Source organism: Streptococcus sp. Marseille-Q5855, from assembly GCF_946901985.1.
GTDB lineage: Bacteria > Bacillota > Bacilli > Lactobacillales > Streptococcaceae > Streptococcus.
The window spans coordinates 145,816-163,241 of record NZ_CAMPPR010000006.1; the positions used below are offsets into that span (position 1 = coordinate 145,816).

Annotated in this window: 13 protein-coding genes; 5 read left to right on the forward strand and 8 right to left on the reverse strand. The window is 37.2% G+C overall.

Annotation, left to right across the window (positions count from 1 at the left end):
* Window positions 1-150: 150 nt before the first annotated feature.
* Both OC529_RS07200 and OC529_RS07205 read right to left on the reverse strand, forming a co-directional pair.
* Entirely contained in the window at window positions 151-699 is a 549-nt protein-coding gene (locus OC529_RS07200; RefSeq protein ID WP_000403160.1) for an ECF-type riboflavin transporter substrate-binding protein, read from the reverse strand.
* Window positions 700-717: 18 nt separating this feature from the next.
* Window positions 718-1,566, reverse strand: coding sequence for an S-adenosyl-l-methionine hydroxide adenosyltransferase family protein (locus OC529_RS07205; protein ID WP_112444429.1), 849 nt, complete (start codon window positions 1,564-1,566; stop codon window positions 718-720).
* Between the two features lie 187 nt (window positions 1,567-1,753).
* On the opposite strand from OC529_RS07205, the gene trkA reads away from it, so the two are divergent.
* Both trkA and OC529_RS07215 read left to right on the forward strand, forming a co-directional pair.
* A complete protein-coding gene (trkA, locus tag OC529_RS07210; RefSeq protein ID WP_173233504.1) occupies window positions 1,754-3,103 on the forward strand; it encodes a Trk system potassium transporter TrkA in 1,350 nt (449 codons plus the stop codon).
* 3 nt (window positions 3,104-3,106) lie between these two features.
* A complete protein-coding gene (locus OC529_RS07215) occupies window positions 3,107-4,546 on the forward strand; it encodes a TrkH family potassium uptake protein (protein ID WP_173233502.1) in 1,440 nt (479 codons plus the stop codon).
* 124 nt (window positions 4,547-4,670) lie between these two features.
* Here OC529_RS07215 and OC529_RS07220 read toward each other — a convergent pair whose 3' ends face one another.
* The 5 genes from OC529_RS07220 to OC529_RS07240 form a co-directional block, all read right to left on the reverse strand.
* Complete coding sequence (locus tag OC529_RS07220; RefSeq protein WP_262081835.1) at window positions 4,671-6,350, reverse strand: PTS lactose transporter subunit IIBC; 1,680 nt, start codon at window positions 6,348-6,350, stop codon at window positions 4,671-4,673.
* Window positions 6,351-6,419: 69 nt separating this feature from the next.
* Window positions 6,420-7,832, reverse strand: a complete 1,413-nt coding sequence (gene lacG / locus OC529_RS07225; protein ID WP_262081836.1) for a 6-phospho-beta-galactosidase — start codon at window positions 7,830-7,832, stop codon at window positions 6,420-6,422.
* A gap of 9 nt (window positions 7,833-7,841) precedes the next feature.
* Window positions 7,842-8,186: a PTS lactose/cellobiose transporter subunit IIA gene (locus tag OC529_RS07230; RefSeq protein WP_000836780.1), complete on the reverse strand. Its 345-nt coding sequence runs from the start codon at window positions 8,184-8,186 to the stop codon at window positions 7,842-7,844.
* A 167-nt stretch (window positions 8,187-8,353) separates the two neighbouring features.
* Window positions 8,354-10,240: a DUF4838 domain-containing protein gene (locus tag OC529_RS07235; protein ID WP_262081837.1), complete on the reverse strand. Its 1,887-nt coding sequence runs from the start codon at window positions 10,238-10,240 to the stop codon at window positions 8,354-8,356.
* Between the two features lies 1 nt (window position 10,241).
* The gene (locus tag OC529_RS07240; protein WP_262081838.1) at window positions 10,242-11,564 is read right to left on the reverse strand and encodes a PTS sugar transporter subunit IIC; all 1,323 of its coding nucleotides are present in this window, start codon (window positions 11,562-11,564) and stop codon (window positions 10,242-10,244) included.
* Between the two features lie 167 nt (window positions 11,565-11,731).
* Here OC529_RS07240 and OC529_RS07245 point away from each other — a divergent pair, with 167 nt between their 5' ends.
* The 3 genes from OC529_RS07245 (at window position 11,732) to OC529_RS07255 (ending at window position 14,803) form a co-directional block, all read left to right on the forward strand.
* Window positions 11,732-12,955 (forward strand): ROK family transcriptional regulator, encoded by a 1,224-nt coding sequence (locus OC529_RS07245; RefSeq protein WP_262081839.1) that lies wholly within the window; start codon window positions 11,732-11,734, stop codon window positions 12,953-12,955.
* Window positions 12,956-13,968: 1,013 nt separating this feature from the next.
* A complete protein-coding gene (locus OC529_RS07250; protein ID WP_261233580.1) occupies window positions 13,969-14,253 on the forward strand; it encodes a hypothetical protein in 285 nt (94 codons plus the stop codon).
* The gene (locus OC529_RS07255) at window positions 14,246-14,803 is read left to right on the forward strand and encodes a DUF6036 family nucleotidyltransferase (protein WP_000359824.1); all 558 of its coding nucleotides are present in this window, start codon (window positions 14,246-14,248) and stop codon (window positions 14,801-14,803) included. The genes OC529_RS07250 and OC529_RS07255 overlap by 8 nt, the downstream gene beginning before the upstream one ends.
* Window positions 14,804-15,064: 261 nt before the next feature.
* Here the strand turns inward: OC529_RS07255 and pflB are convergent, their stop codons facing one another.
* Complete coding sequence (gene pflB, locus OC529_RS07260; RefSeq protein ID WP_000260631.1) at window positions 15,065-17,389, reverse strand: formate C-acetyltransferase; 2,325 nt, start codon at window positions 17,387-17,389, stop codon at window positions 15,065-15,067.
* Between the last annotated feature and the right edge of the window lie 37 nt (window positions 17,390-17,426).

Below are 17,426 nucleotides of genomic sequence, written 5' to 3' on the forward strand. Positions count from 1 at the left end.
AGCAAAAAGACTGGTTGCCCAGCCTTCCCCATCATTTTATACTCAATGAAAATCAAAGAGCAAACCAGAAAGCTAGCCACAAGTTGCTCAAAACACTGTTTTGAGGTTGCAGATAGAGCTGACGTGGTTTGAAGAGATTTTCGAAGAGTATTAGTCCTTTTTCAAACTTCCTGCACGAGTTTGAGTTCCTGCGTAGGCAAGCAAGAGAAGAGTTCCTGCAATAGCTACAGATACACCATTAGCAATTCCCGCAACAATCCCTTGTGCAAATACTTTTTCTGCCGCTTCTTGATAAATCACAACATCTCCAAGCGGTGCCAAGACACCCCAAACAAGGGCATTTGCAAGTAGTTGAATGAGGTTAAAAATAAGAATATCTTTCCAGTCAAAGACACCATTGATCACGCGAACGTACTTTCTAAATAGCCCCACAGCTAGACCAAAGAGCCCACTAGCGATAATCCAAGTCCACCACAGACCGTAACCAGCAAGAGAGTCCTTGATTGCATGACCAATCAACCCGACAAGCAAACCGATAATCGGTCCAAAAATAATAGAAAGTAGCGCTTGTACCGCATACTGAAGCTGGATGCTTGTATTGGGAACAGGGGTCGGAATGTTGATCATCCCGATGACGACAAAGAGGGCAGCGCCAATTCCGACAGCAACAACTTGTTTAATTGTAAATTTGATTTCCATACTATTTATTCTCCTATTTTATCCTTCTATTTTCTTTATTTCAATGGTCCAAGATGAACCGACACCCACATTATAGGCCTTGGCAAAAGAACCTTGGTTGATAGCCAGACCTAAACGATAGAGAGAGTTGATGTAAAGGATGGGTTGCCCAATTCTCACATCCGCAAATGATTTGCCATAAACAACCTGATTTTGATAGACCAGCATATCAGCGTGATAGATAGTCACTTCAAAACGGTCACCAAAGTCTGGTTCCAGTTTGTAAAATTCTTCTCGCGTGATAGAGGTCCAAAGCGAACCAAAACGCACATCCAGAATATCAATAGCTCCCTTCACCAAATGATCTTCAATGATGGTCTCTACGACTGGAAGCTCTACAATATGGTCTACACTGAGCTCTGGCCCCACTTCCTCAAAAGTAATGTGACCGCTGGCCAGTTTAGCACCAGTATAAGCATAAACATCACGACCGTGGAAGGTATAAGAATGCTCTGTGTTTTGACGTCTATTGGCCACTTCAGAAATTTCACGAATAGCTACAATGCCAACGTGTTTCTTGATAAAAGAAAGCGTTCCATTATCTGGCGTGACAATGTATTGATTTTTTGCAGTCTTGGCAACCACACTCTTACGTTTCGAGCCGACACCTGGATCGACAACCGATACAAAAGTCGTTCCCTCAGGCCAGTAATCCACCGTCTGAAAAAGACGGTAGCTCCCCTCAAAAATATTATAAGGCGTAATATCGTGCGTCAAGTGATGAATTTTTAAGGTTGGAGATTCTTCTAAAGCCACTCCAATCATAGCCGATACCGCACCATCAACCAGACCAAAGTCTGATTGTAATACCAGTAAATTATTATTCATTTTATCTCCTTGTATATCCTTTATCATACCATATTTCAGAGAAAGTCGCTAATAGCTATTTCAATTGGTTAGGGTATAGTTTTATCTTATAGCAAATTTTCACTAAAAGCTCTTGTTATTAGCTAGTAGGTGCATTTTTTCTTGAAAAAAGGTATGATAGTTACATCATGAAAAAGTAGGTTTTAATATGAAAATTATCCTTGTCGGAGGGGGAAAAGTTGGTTTTGCCCTCTGTCGCTCCTTGGTTGCAGAAAAGCATGATGTTTTGCTAATTGAGCAAGACGAAGCTGTCCTCAATCATATTGTTAATCGCTTTGATATCATGGGTATCCTTGGTAACGGGGCCGATTTTACCATCCTTGAGCAAGCCAGTGTCCAGGATTGTGATATCTTTATCGCCCTGACTGAATACGATGAAGTGAACATGATCGCAGCCGTTCTAGCCAAAAAAATGGGAGCTAAAGAGACCATCGTTCGGGTGCGGAACCCTGAATATTCTAACTCTTATTTCAAAGAAAAGAATATTCTCGGTTTTTCTCTTATCGTTAATCCTGAGCTCTTGGCTGCCCGCGCTATCGCCAATATCATTGACTTCCCCAACGCCCTCTCTGTCGAACGTTTCTTTGGTGGACGGGTCAGCTTGATGGAATTCACTGTTAAATCCTCCAGTGGTCTTTGCCAAATGCCCATTTCTGATTTTCGGAAAAAATTTGGCAATGTCATTGTCTGTGCGATAGAAAGAGATCATCAAATTATCATCCCAAGCGGTGACATGACTGTACAGGATAAAGACAGAATCTTTGTCACTGGTAACCGTGTTGATATGATGCTCTTCCATAATTATTTCAAGTCTCGTGCTGTGAAGAGTCTTCTCATCGTCGGTGCAGGTAGAATTGCCTATTATCTACTAGGCATTCTCAAAGACAGTCGTATCGATACCAAGGTCATTGAAATCAATTCTGAAATCGCTAGTTTCTTTAGCGAGAAGTTCCCAAATCTTCATATCGTTCAAGGAGATGGTACCGCAAAAGATATCCTGCTGGAAGAAAGTGCTCAACACTATGATGCCGTTGCGACTCTAACAGGAGTCGATGAGGAAAATCTGATTACCTCTATGTTCCTTGACAGGGTAGGTGTACAGAAAAATATTACCAAGGTCAATCGTACCAGTCTCCTCGAGATTATCAATGCGCCTGATTTTTCAAGTATTATCACACCTAAAAGCATCGCTGTAGATACAATCATGCACTTTATTCGTGGTCGGGTTAATGCCCAGTATTCAGACCTTCAAGCCATGCACCATCTAGCCAATGGCCAAATCGAAACCCTACAATTCCATATCAAGGAAGCCAATAAAATGACTGCCAAACCTCTTTCTCAACTCAAACTGAAAAAAGGGGTTCTTATTGCAGCCATCATTCGAAAGGGCAAGACTATTTTCCCAACTGGGGAGGATATGTTGGAAGTTGGAGATAAGCTCCTAGTAACAACCTTGTTGCCAAACATCACCAAGATTTATGACTTGATCGCGAGGTAAGAAATGAATAAAAGTATGATTCGCTACCTCCTTTCAAAGTTACTTTTGATTGAAGCCGTTCTTCTTTTGGTTCCTGTGTCTGTCGCTGTCTATTACCGTGAATCGAGCCAAGTCTTTACAGCCCTCTTTACAACGATTGGGATTCTCGTATTACTAGGCGGTTCAGGAATTTTACAAAAGCCAAAAAATCAACGTATTTATGCCAAGGAGGGAATCTTAATTGTTGCCCTCTGCTGGATCCTTTGGTCTTTCTTTGGCGGTCTCCCCTTTGTTTTTGCTGGACAAATCCCTAGCGTTATCGATGCCTTTTTTGAAATCAGTTCTGGGTTTACAACTACTGGAGCAAGTATCTTGAACGACATTTCGGTTCTCAGCCGTTCCCTCCTCTTCTGGCGAAGTTTTACCCACTTGATTGGAGGGATGGGAGTGCTCGTTTTCGCACTGGCTATTATGGATAATACCAAGAATAGCCACCTAGAAGTGATGAAGGCTGAGGTTCCTGGTCCCGTCTTCGGTAAGGTTGTATCCAAACTCAAAAATACTGCCCAGATTCTCTATCTCCTTTATCTAGCTCTCTTCTCCCTCTTTGTCATCATCTATTATCTAGCTGGTATGCCCCTATTTGATAGTTTTGTCATTGCCATGGGAACAGCAGGTACAGGAGGATTTACCGTCTATAACGACGGAATTGCTCACTATGGTAGCTCACTGATTACCTATCTAGTTAGTATAGGAGTTCTAGTTTTTGGGGTAAATTTCAATCTCTACTACTTCCTTATGCTCCGTCGCATCAAGGCCTTCTTTAGAGATGAAGAGCTTAGGGCTTACTTGGTCATCGTGCTGGTTTCTACAGGCTTGATTAGCCTTAATACCCTCTATCTCTACCCAGGATTTTCAAAGAGCTTTGAAATGGCCTTCTTCCAAGTTTCCAACATCATTACAACAACTGGTTTTGGATATGGAGATATTACCAACTGGCCCCTCTTCTCCCAGTTTATCCTCCTCTTTCTCATGGCAATCGGTGGCTCTGCTGGATCAACCGCAGGTGGACTCAAGGTTATTCGAGGCCTCATCCTTTCAAAAATTGCCAAAAACCAGATTTTGTCAATCCTATCGCCCCACCGTGTTTTGACCCTCCATGTTAATAAAACGGTGATTGATAAAGATACCCAGCATAAGATTCTCAAGTACTTTGTCATCTATGCTATGATTTTGCTAGCACTTATCTTTATTGTCAGCCTAGATAGCAATGATTTCCTAGTCGTTACCAGTGCTGTCTTTAGCTGCTTCAATAATATCGGGCCTATCCTAGGAACCACTTCTAGTTTCTCAATCTTTAGTCCTATCTCAAAAATTCTCCTCTCCTTTGCAATGATTGCAGGCCGCTTGGAGATTTACCCAATCCTACTTCTCTTTATGAAAAGAACTTGGTCTAAGAGATAAAATACAAAATCCCTCTTTTTACAATTGTTAAAGAGGGATTTTTATATTAAAAAGGGGGAACGATTTTAAATCCAAGCCTGTCTGTAAGCAAAGTCCTTACTCAAATAAAAGATGGAAAAATTTACTACACAGCTTGGTAATACTCCAATACAAATTGTAAGGCTTTACTTGGATTCTTTGTTAAATGAATATATTCCATTCCTCTGGTAGCAACTATCTGAATACCTAATCTTTCTGCATCCACCTTCATCTCTCTATAATAACTCCGAACTTGTGGAGCCAGAATAATTAAATCATAAACACCCATAATATCATAATGAGCTCCGTACGCTCCTGAATTTGCAATCACTCTAACTTCTGCTACTTGAGCGCCCTCGTTAATTGCATTTGCTAATTGCGCACTTGTTCCAGACCCTGCACAAAGAACCAGTACTTTCAACTCCTTACTTTTTATTTCATCTAACTCACCAGGCATTATTTCACTTGTATCCTCCTCTAAAATAATATCATTTGAGCTTGCAACATCTTCTTTCATCAGTAACTGTCTATCATACGCTCTACAGAATGGCAAATAAATCAATATGTCGACAACTAAAATCAAAGATAAAAATACAAAGGAGATAGGTTGAAAATTCGTTCCAATTAACAATCCCAATGGACCAGGAAAGGCCCAAGGTAACTGGATATAAAATCCATTCATTCCAAAGAAATCAATAAAGACCTTTCCTAGAAATACATTCACTGGTGGAGTCATCAAAAAAGGGACAAAAAGATAGGGATTCAAAATAACAGGCATACCAAATAGAAGAGGTTCATTTACCGCAAATAAAACAGGAGTAATTGTAGCTTTACCTACCGATTTTAATTGTTTAGACCGCATAAAGAAAATCAAAATAAATGGTACAACAAAGGTAGCCCCCGTTCCTCCGATAGCAGCGATATAATTCCCGAAATTAGGTGTTAAAGAATGATAAGGGAACTGCCCATTTGCAAGAAGTTGAGCATTCTCTTCCATATTGCTTAGTTGTAAAGCTGTAACAGCAGGTAAGACAATAGATGGTCCATGAATTCCAACAAACCAAAGCAAAGCACACATAAACCAAATCAACATCATAGCAGGATATGATTCTGCACCCTTAAAAATAGGGGTCAATAGTTGTTGAAATACTTGGGCAAAAGGAACATCTAAACTAAACCGAGATACAATATCTAACAAACCACTAATAAGTAAAACAAAAGAAAAAGGAAAAATATCTCTAAAAGCTTGTGATATAGCCCCAGGAACTTCCTTAGGTAAATGAATAGTAATGTCTCGCTTAATACAGAATCGGTAAACATTTACAGTAATAAAGGCACTGACAAACGAAGTTATCAATCCTTGAGATCCTAAATAGTTTGTCGACAAACTTGTAGATCCCGTTTTCTCATCAACTACAAGCGTTACAGTTAATACCAGATAACTACATATGGCTGCCAACATTACAGAAGTATCATTTATTACCTTTCCAGGAGGCATTTTTCTATTAACATTTCCAGCCAATGACTTTGCAACTGTCCCTGAAACAATAATACCCAAAACTCCCATGGTTAGCATATACACTTTCCTCATCCAGGCAATAGCTGGACTCGGTAACTCTACTCCGAAATTTTTAGGAATCATAATAATAATCATCAAAAAGCTTGAAAACATAATTAAAGGCATAGTAGCAATGAATCCATCTTTAATAGCCATCATATAATTATTAGTAGAAATTTTTTCAAATTTCCCTTGTTGCTTTTCAATGACAGCGACTAACTTATCCATAAAAACTCCTCCTGTAAAAAATTTAAGCTCATAGTTAAAATATATTAAACATCAGTCAAATCGCTAACCTTAATTCCGTTTTAATCCTTTTACCCAAAGAGCACTTTTCTTAATATATCGCTTCTGTGTCTCATAATCAACGAAGAAAAGACCATATCGCTTATTATAGCCATTCGCCCAAGAAAATTGATCTTGCAAAGACCATATAAAATAGCCTTGAATATTGACTCCCCTATCTCGAGCCTCTAAAACTTTGTGTAAATGTTGCTCAATATAACGGATTCTTTTACTGTCATCAATAATATCATTCTCGCCCTCTGGCTTAACCTCTTTAAGGGCTGTACCATTTTCAGTTAAATAAATGACCGGATGTTGAGGATATTCTTCTTTGATACGAAGCAACATATCAAATAACCCTTGAGGATAAATATTCCAATCCCAATCTGTTGTCGGAATCCCAGGCTTTTTTACAAATTCACCTAGAGCATTTAATTTAAAAGAGGACTGTCCTTTTATTCCTGTTGAATTAAATTCTTGTCTATTTTCACCTTTGTATTCACGAATAAATTCTGAACGATAATAATTCATCCCAAACATCGTATTAAGAGGTGCAGCTCTTTTCATAATTTCTAAATCACCATCTTCAATAATAAAGCTAGAATTATTAGCTTCCAATATTTGATTCAAGTGAAAAAGCGTGTCATCACTGTAGTAGCCTAAAAAAGTTCCATCTAATAGAAATTTATTATTATAAACATCATACCGTTTAGCTGCCAAAATATTTTCTTTTTGCCCATCAATAGGATAGCCTGGCTTTAAAGCATGAATACAACCTATCTCTCCCTCAATTCCTAATTGATGAAATTCGAGGACTGCACGAGCATGCGCCAACAACATATTATGATTCGCTTGAATTGCTTCAGATAATTGAAAATGGTGATTTGGAGGAAACTGACCTCCTATATATTGACCTGCAGCAAGAGACATCAGTTCATTGATTGTAAACCAATGCTTGACTTCTGTAAATTCTTGAAAACAAAAACGAGCATATCGTATGAAACGATCAATATTCTCTCTATTCAACCAATCCCCTGTTTCTAACATTTTCTGAGGCGAATCAAAATGATGTAAAGAAACAAACGGAATCACATTATGTTTTAAGCAGGACTGAAAGACTCTATGGTAATAACGAACAGCTAATATATTAGCATCCCCATCTATATCAGGAAATATACGAACCCAAGAAATAGATAAACGCAAAGCCTGCAAACCATGTTCTGCCGCCAAAGCTATATCCTCTTCGTAACGATAATAAAAATCACTAGCTGGATCTGGTAAGAACGGACTGTTTTCTTGCAAATAAACATCCCACATATTTGTTCCTTTGCCATCTACCCTAGTTGCACCCTCTACTTGATAAGCAGCGGTAGCAGCTCCTAATAAAAACTCCTTCGGTAAGGCTTTAACCTGTAAATTTTCCATGACTAATCCTCATTGCAAACCAATATGTTCTTCAATCTTTCGAATTCGTTCATATTCATCAATAAAAAACTTGACCTGATCATACAATAGCATCGTTGTCATCAAAGTATCTTGACCATGAATCATAATAAAGCTCACTTCAAAATTATCTCCAGATGCCTCCTCCGCTAATAAATTAGTCTGTTCTCGATGGGCAGACACTATCGAATCGTTTGCAGACTCAACTAATTCTCTTGCCTGTTCAAAATATCCATCTCTCGCAAATGCTAAAGCATCCATCAAATCTGACCTTGCATCTCCTGCGTAAGCAACAATTGTAAAACCAAGCATATTTATTTCTTCTTTTGATTTCATCCTTCTCCCTCCTCAATCTTGATCCATCTTTTACACATCATTATTAAAATGACTTCGCTACCATACAAATAGAAAGTTGACCCTAAATATCTTAAAAATCCTTAAATTTCATAATATTTAGGATCAATCTTCTCTGAATACCTTAGTTCATTTTCTATACTTATGATTTATAAATGGAAACCAGCGTAATTTTTTGCTACTTCAATTACACGATAAACATCCAAATTAGATTGGAATAGCAGTTCGTGCCCACGGATATAATTCAACACATTTTTCCACTCATCTTGAGCTTGCCTTGTTTTTCCGGTTGCTTGAAGATATAAAGCCTTCGCCATCTTAACAACATATTCACGATGATAACTGAGCTGTTTCCATTCATCCTTTTGACTATTTAATAACTTAGAAATATTTTCCTCAATAATTGGTAAAAAATTATCAGCTAGATTGTAAGCTATATAATAATGATTCGCTAAAACATCATTTTGACGGCTGCCAATTGCATTAAAATAGTCACAAGAGGAATAAATGGATAATTTTTCTAAATATTCAACAACAGACTGCCAATTTTCCCCATACAAAGCAGAAAAGTATTCTTCAATCAATTCTTCATAACTTCTTGTCTTCTTCCAGAGCATTTGCCCCATAACATAATTAGGAAAATTATGAGGGAATCCTGCACGTAATTCTTGACAAGAAATGTAACCGTTCAAATGTAGGTTTGAAAGATAAGATACATCTCTGTAAATAGTTTGACTAATTTTCATATAGCCTAAATCGCCATAATGAGCACGCCCTAAAGGATAGTCATATACGAAACTATCTCCTTTAAATGTTTTTTGCCACTCAAAAAGATAAGATAAATTTTCCTCAAGAGAATTCGGAAGTATAATTTTATTACGTATATAAGGTTTAGGCGTAGGGATGGAATTGTCAAAATCTACATCTGCATAACTCATTTCAAATGTTCTTGTAATCGGTGCAAACATCATGGTAAAGCGTTCAGGATTATCTAATTTTTCTTTCTGAGGTGCCCATAACAACTCATGGTAAAGCAGAAAACAAATCTTTGTATCTAATCCCTCACTCGTTAAAGCCCTATCCAATTGATTGAGAATACGAATATACTGATCCGAAACCAATTCTTGTCTACAGTTTTCGCATTCACAAATATTATTACGAGCATCCGACAACCATACATGTAAGTAGTTAACATCAGGTCTTTTCTTGGCATAATCCTTGATAATTTCTACCATCTTATCCGCCACATCTGGATTTGAAAAATCCAGACTGGTTAAAATTGGAGCCGTATTAAATAATTCTCGTTTCCCGTTTATTTCAGCGATATAGGGTTTCTTCTCCTCTGAAATACTAAGACCTGATTCCCAGCCAAATTTTGAAGAGTAGCCTAAAACCTCACCTGTCCATCCATGACCAACACGATGATGAATAAGACCTCTTTTTTGCAATTCTTTATCCAACCTATCACTCAATTCTTGTACTAATTCATTTGAGAATTTTTCTTTATTTAGATATGGATTAAATTCATGTTCATACCAACGTTTCAAAAAAGAGTAAGGATTTTCAAACTGGATGAAAAAACTGTTCATTCCAATCTTAGGTAGCCAATCAATAAAATCTAGTATATTTTCAAATGAATCCGCTCCCTCTATACATACTCCCCTATGATAGTAACTGGCTGTTTCATCTATAGATAGCTGTTTATCTAAAAAATCTTCAAATCGTAACTCTGGAACAAAGTCATGTCCGCGCCCTGGTCTAGTATACACAACCCCAAATTCATGAAACATTCGGTAAATTCCAATAAGTAAACCTACAATTGTATTAGACTCAATTCTCCCCTTACCCTTGTCTAATGAGATAAGAACATGGTCTTTTCTATCTTCTTTATTGACTAATCCTACAAAAATATCCGCTTCCTTCTCCTCGACAAGTTCTATATCAGTCTTAAAGACCCGATTCATATAGTAACTTAATTCCTCTAAGGCAAAGCTAGAATAAGCATTTTTCTGCTGATTAAATACTCTGATAACCATCTTATTCCCCTCCAACAGTAGCTTTTTCTTTTTCAAGATTGCGTTTATCTGCAATTTTGAAGAATGGATAATAAATTGCCACAGAAACCAAAATTAAAACAACTTGTAATAGAGCTCCTCGCCAACTAGCCCCTGTCGCAAGGAATCCTCCTATGATCGGTGGCATTGTCCACGGAAGGATTACACCTGTTGTATAAGGTACTAATCCTACAGCCATTGATACATAGGTAATTAAGGAATTGATTGTAGGAGTAGCAATAAACGGAATCAGCATAATCGGATTTAAAACCGTTGGAAACGTAAATAGAATAGCTGTATTGATATTAAAGATAGACGGTATAATAGCTAGCTTACCTAATGTTTTATTCGCACGACTCTTACTAAATAGGAAGAGACAAATCGCAAGACCAATAGTCGCTCCACCGCCACCAATAAATACAAATAAATCTTTAAACGGTAATGTAATAATGTGTTGTAGGGTTTGTCCTGCAGCCACAGCTTCTTGGTTTTCTGTAGTAAATTGTAACCAAACTGGGTCTACAAAAGCATTTAAAACTTGTCCCCCGTTAACTCCACAGAACCAAAAGAATGAGTTTACAATAACACATAGAATCATACCTGGAAGCGTTCCTGCAATTAACTTAAGCGGTGTTCCAACAATTGCACCTAGAAGTCCGTTGAGACCTCCTGCAACTCCTGCTGCTTCCAGACCTTTTAAGACCAAAGCCCACAAAACAAAAGTAGTAAAACCAGGTAAAAGAGCTGAAAATGATTTACTGACTACATCTGGGACACCACTTGGCATTTTTATCGTAATTCCGCGCTGGATAAACATACGATAAATCTCTGCTGTAACCAATCCAATGGTAATCGCCATAAATAAAGAAGATGCATTCAGGCTAGAAAATGGTATTGCGCCGCCAAATAACTGCTTGACCTGCTCTCCATTTTTATCATAAACCATACTCGAAAAACGAGGTGCCATCAATACAAAACTGGATAAGGCTATGATCCCTGCCGACGGACCATCTGTACCGTATCCTTCCGACAACCTGTAGGCAATACCGAAACAAGCGACCAAGGAGATAATCGCTACTGTTGACTGATTCATAGTTGTCAAGATACTTAGCAATCCAACACTATTCAGCCAATTTGTAAAAGCCTCTTGAGGCCAACTGATTAGAATAAGAAATAAAGAGCCGACTAAAATCAAAGGCATTGCCATCATAAATCCTTCACGAATAGCTTTCAAATGCCGTTGGTTGCCAACTTTTTCACCAAACGGAGCGACTTTCGTTTCTAAAAACGTTAAAATATTGTTCATCACCGGAACTCCTTTTTTTATTTTTTATAAATTAAATATACCACTAACAGAAAGCGTTGTCAATATATTTTTTGCTGTTTTTACAATATTTTTTTCTTTGTATAGAATAATAATTTTAATTGATTTTTTCTTATGTTTAATATAAAATAAACCAAAGGAGGAAACAAATGATTACAAAACAATCAGCCTTTTTACAAAATAGAGCCACTATACTGGAGTTTCTATATCGAAATCCAGCAACATCCCGTACAGATATTGTTAATGAAACAGGACTTACTCCAGCAACAACGACTAACATCATCAAAGAGCTAAGTGAACAATCCCTCATATACGAAACCGGTGATGAATTTAGCGAGTTTTCCGGATCTGGAAGACGTAGAAAAACTATTTCTATCACAGATAATATTCCGTATATTGTTGGAGGTATTGAAATAAACGTCTTAGGTATCTTTCTCAGTCTATGTGACTTACAAGGGAAAACTCTTTTCGAGACAGAAATTTTGAATGAAGATTATCCTATTTCAGAAATCAATTCCACCATTACCAATATGATAAAAACAGCTATAGAGTATGTCCCTTTGGAGACAAAATTACTTGGATTTGGCTTATCAATACCTGGACATTATAACAAAGACTCCGGAAGCATCATTACAAACAACTCCATATGGGAATCGTTTAATTTATTAAATGTAATTAAAAAATTCGATTTCCCTTTTATTGTAAAAAATAATATCGATTGTATGGCTATAGGACAATACCTTTTTAACCCACACAATACCCCCGATAACTTTATTTTCCTACACGCTGGATTAGGTATTTACACTTCCTTTTTCACAAAAGAAAAAATAGGAGCCTCTAAAAATCCTTATATCGGAGAAATTGGACACACCATTGTCGAATTGAATGGGCAATATTGTGAATGCGGAAAAAAAGGTTGTTTACAAACATATATTTCGGATGCTTGGTTAATCAAACATGCCCAATTATTATTTAAAAATTCTCAACTAACTGTACTAAAAAGCCTTGTAAAAACTGAAAAAGACATTCATTTAGATACTCTTTTAACAGCTTACAACTTAGGCGACTCCGCTTTACGTCAACAAATTGATAAAGGAGTCAATTTATTAGCCACTTCTATTGCAAATCTTCTCCTCATCAATCCTGCTGATAAAATCTATATCAACAGTCAATTGCTTAATTATCAACCTTTCACTCATGAAGTCAGGGATAAAATCCAAGATCAGCTCCACTTCGTTCCCTTTACTCGTAATATAGAAATTGAAATTTTACCTTACAACAAACATCGTGGAAGTATAGGAGCTTGTGCATTAGCTATCGTTGCTTTTTTCATAGAGCATAACAATGTATTACAAGATATTATTTCACCTTAATATATATTCGAAATCTATAGACCTGTTTAAATCAACTATAACCTGTAGTAAATATCTCGTATTTAGACAATATGAAAACAAGACGACTTCCATATAGGAAACCGCCTTCTCGCTATGCTGCATGAAACTGTAAAAATAGATGAAATTGATAGCGGTAGTCAAATCAAGAGGTATCATAACTCTAAAAAGTCACAATATATAAGTTCATCCTCGGAAAAATATCATTCTAATTGTTGAAATGCCTACATGAAAAGGAACGTTAAATGCTCATGAAACAAGGAATACAGGTATCAAAACTGTGACAAAACAAGTCCCTAAATTTACTAAAGACACTGCTCAACTTTACACCTGTAAATGGTTGTTGTATAATAAAGTTACAAAGATGTACGACCACACTGTTGTAAATCATAGTATTCGCGAATATATTACTGATAGCATTTCTACAAATACAAGTATAGGGATTGGATGAGATTCAAACGAAATATGTCAGTGTTTTGGCATTCCTAGCCTTCATATCATTTAAAGAATTGTATAGATAAAATTTTTCCCAATACAGACACTCGTAACAACTGCTTCATTTTTCTACCAACATATTTAGGAACAAGATAAGATACAAGAGGATCAATCCATAAATCAGTTCTATACCAATCTAAGACAAATAAGCTAAAAAAACGATTGATAATAAGCAAATGGATTCCAAATTTTCTCTATCTCCTCATTTTAATAAACAATACTAGTGTAACTATCCTTCCAGTCAGAAGCTTGTCAAATCACACCGAAAATTCTTCTAAAATTTATCTCGTTAGGCAATTAAGCAAAAACTCAACGATAGTACAAACATTATCATACAGAATTGACTTCCTAAATTATATACTTTAGTAAGGTTTTTGGATAAGAAAAAAGGTTCATTTTACATTTCTAAATACTCTTTTCTAATACGAGCTAATTAAGAAAAACTACATTTTTAAATATAAACTACAATAAGATAAACTAAATTTCATAGGAGGAAGACAATGGATTGGTACGATTATATGATACAGGCATCCAAACAATCACAATTCAACGCAAGTCATTGGTTTCGCTATTTGCGAAAAGTTATTTTTGAAGACTATTCTTATTTAACAAACCAAGATGTAGAAAAGTTGCTAGACTCCAAAGAACTAACTCATTTTCAAAAAATTAGCTTGAAGTATGCCTTTCAAAAGCATACTCCAACTCATAAATATGTGATTTCATTAAATAAACCTGCTAAGTTAACCAATGTTCAAAAATTGATGGAGAAATACAAGCATGGATAAAATGAAACCGGTATTCCAAGCCCTAAATAAGGAATTAATTCAGGAAAATCTGACTTTAACAATTATCTGTGTCGGTGGTTATGTCTTAGAATATCATGGTTTACGTGCCACACAAGATGTTGATGCTTTTTATGACCAAAATCAGAAAATCAATGAAATTATTGCTCGTGTAGGAAAACAGTTTAATCTTAACACCCACGAAGAGTTATGGCTCAACAATCATGTTGCAAATATGAACAAACAACCTCCCTTAAGTTTATGTGAATCCTTGTACTCATTTGAGAATCTGACCGTTTTAGTAGTCCCTATTGAGTATGTGTTAGGAATGAAGATGATGAGTATCAGGGAGCAGGATTTGAAAGATATTGGTGCAATTATTAAATACAAAAACTTTCATTCACCATTCGATACCTTTAAATATTTAAAAGACATGGGATTTGATACTATTGACCTCTCTGTTCTATTAGAAGGCTTTAGTTATGCTTATGGTATGGATTGGTTAGAAAAATTTTTTAAAGAAAATCAAGATAAACTTCGCGAATTTTATTAACAGTATCAAACAAGATGATTGTCAATTAGCCAGTCGTCTTGTTTTTATGATGAAATGAAATAAAATCTGAATAAATTGATCAGGGAATTCCAGTCAATTTCTAGCACTGTTTGAGACGTTTCAGTGGACTATTTCAGATTCGGTCTACTATTACTTCCCAAAAACATTGCATATTGCGCCGAAGGAATTGCTCACACTATCCCAAGCACAAAACCCTCGGTCGATTGACCGAGGGTTCCTTTTTATTATTCAAGAACTTGATTAGCTCAATGCATCCAAGGCATCATCCATTGAAAGAACTTCGTGGAATACACGTTGTGTCAATTCAGTTTTTTGTTCTGGAGTGAGGTATTTAGTGTTTACACAGTATCCAGAGATACGTACGATAACGTCTTCACCTGACATGATCTTTTCGTAAACATCGTTCAAGTCCATAACGTTCAAGTTAACGTGTTGTCCACCGTTTTCAAAGTAACCATCAAGGATTGTTACTAAGTTATCAACTTGTTCGTCACGAGTCTTACCAAGAGCGCGAGGTGAAACTTGTGTAGTCAATGAGATACCATCAGCTGCGTAACTAAAGTCAAGGCTAGAAAGTGAGTTCAAGTTTTGCAACCATCCACCTTTAGCTTTATTAGATGGGTTAGCACCTGGTGAGAAGAATTCAAGTTTAGACAAGTTCACAGAACCATCTTCGTTGAGGTATACACCTTTGTGGACTGGTGAGTTACCAGTTTGTTTAGAGTAAGCAACGTTAGATGTGATTGTCAAAAGTGAAACTGTAGCTTCTGCGTCTTTATAAAGTTTGTGGCTACGTAGACGAGTAGTGTAAGCTTCGATCAACCATTCTGCCAATTCGTTTGAACGTGGGTCATCTTCACCCCAACGTGGGTATTCACCGATTGTTTCGTAATCGTAGATGTAGCCATTTTCATCACGGATTGGTTTAACTGTAGCGTACTTAATAGCTGACAATGTGTCAACAGTGTTAGCAAATCCACAGATACCGAATCCCATGTTGGCACGTTGTTTAGTTGGCAAGAAGGCCATTTGAACAGCTTCATAGTTGTACTTATCAGTCATATAGTGGATGATATTCAAAGCATCTACGTAAGTGTCAGTCAACCAGTCAAGAGATTTTTCAAAGTTAGCTTTAACTGATTCAAATTCAAGAACTTCGTCACGGATTGGTTCGATGTCAAATACTTTGTAGTCTTTGTGTACATCGTCGTAACCACCGTTCAAACCAGTAAGAAGGGCTTTCAATACGTTTACACGCGCACCAAAGTACTGGATGTTGTGGCGTTGTTCTTCATTTTCTGGGTCAAGTGGAGACACACAGCATGAGATGCAGCTCATTTCACCATATCCGTCTTTAGCCATTGTTGTTACACCTTCATATTGGATTGAAGAGTGTTTGTGGCTCATGTGCATACAGTAGCGACGGAAGTTGTATGGCAATTTATCAGTCCAAAGAACTGTCAAGTTTGGTTCTGGAGAGTTACCGATGTTGTCAAGTGTGTTCAAGAAACGGTAGTCCATCTTAGTAACACGGTGACGACCGTCGTTACCCATACCAGCCATAGAAGTTGTGATGAAAGTTGGGTCACCTGAGTACAATTGGTCGTAAGCTTTTGTACGAGCAAATTTAACTGTACGAAGTTTCATAACGAAATCATCAACGAATTCTTGGATTTCCGATTCAGTAAATGTACCACGAGCAAGGTCACGCTCTGCAAAGATGTCCAATACGATTGGTACACGTCCTAGGGATGTAGCAGCACCGTTGATAACACGGCAAACAGACATGAAGGCGATGTTAACCCATTGGATTGCTTCTTTAACGTTCATCGCTGGTTTGCGAACATCAACTCCGTAAAGATCACCCAAGCGAACAACTTGTTGCAATGCTTGGTATTGAAGGTTGATTTCTTCACGAAGACGGATTGTTTCTTCATCGATTTCTTCGATTGCATTCCAATCGTTTACTTTTTCTTGCATCAAGTAGTCTGCACCGTAAAGAGCAAGACGTGCGTAAACACCGATGATACGTCCGCGTGAGTATGCATCTGGAAGACCAGTTACAGTGTGAGCGTGACGAGCGCGACGGATGTTTGAAGTGTAAGCGCGGAAGATACCGTCGTTAACTGTTGTTACGTATTTAGTGAAGATTTCGTGAACAGCTGGATCTGGTTCGTATCCATTTTCTTTCAAAGTAGTTTCAGCCATACGGATACCACCTTTTGGCATGAAGTTCAATTTGAAGAGTTCATCGTTTTGGATACCGAAGATAACTTCGTTTTCTTTGTCGATAAATCCAGCAGGAATATCAGCAATAGATGTTGGACGAGTGTCCATTGGGAAACGAGTTTCTTCATAGTGAGCCTTAGTTTCTTCTACAATTTTTTTGATATGAAGTGAACGTTCTGTTGGTCCTGCAAGGAAGCTTTCGTCTCCATCGTAAGGTGTATAGTTAGCTTGTACGAAGCGTGATACACTTGCTTTTTCTTTCCAATCTACGCCTTTGAAGCCTTCCCAAGCTTTGTCAAAAATATCTTGTGCTTCAACAACTGTTTTAACAACCATGTTAATGTCCTCTTTTTTCTTTCTAGTAACAACCATC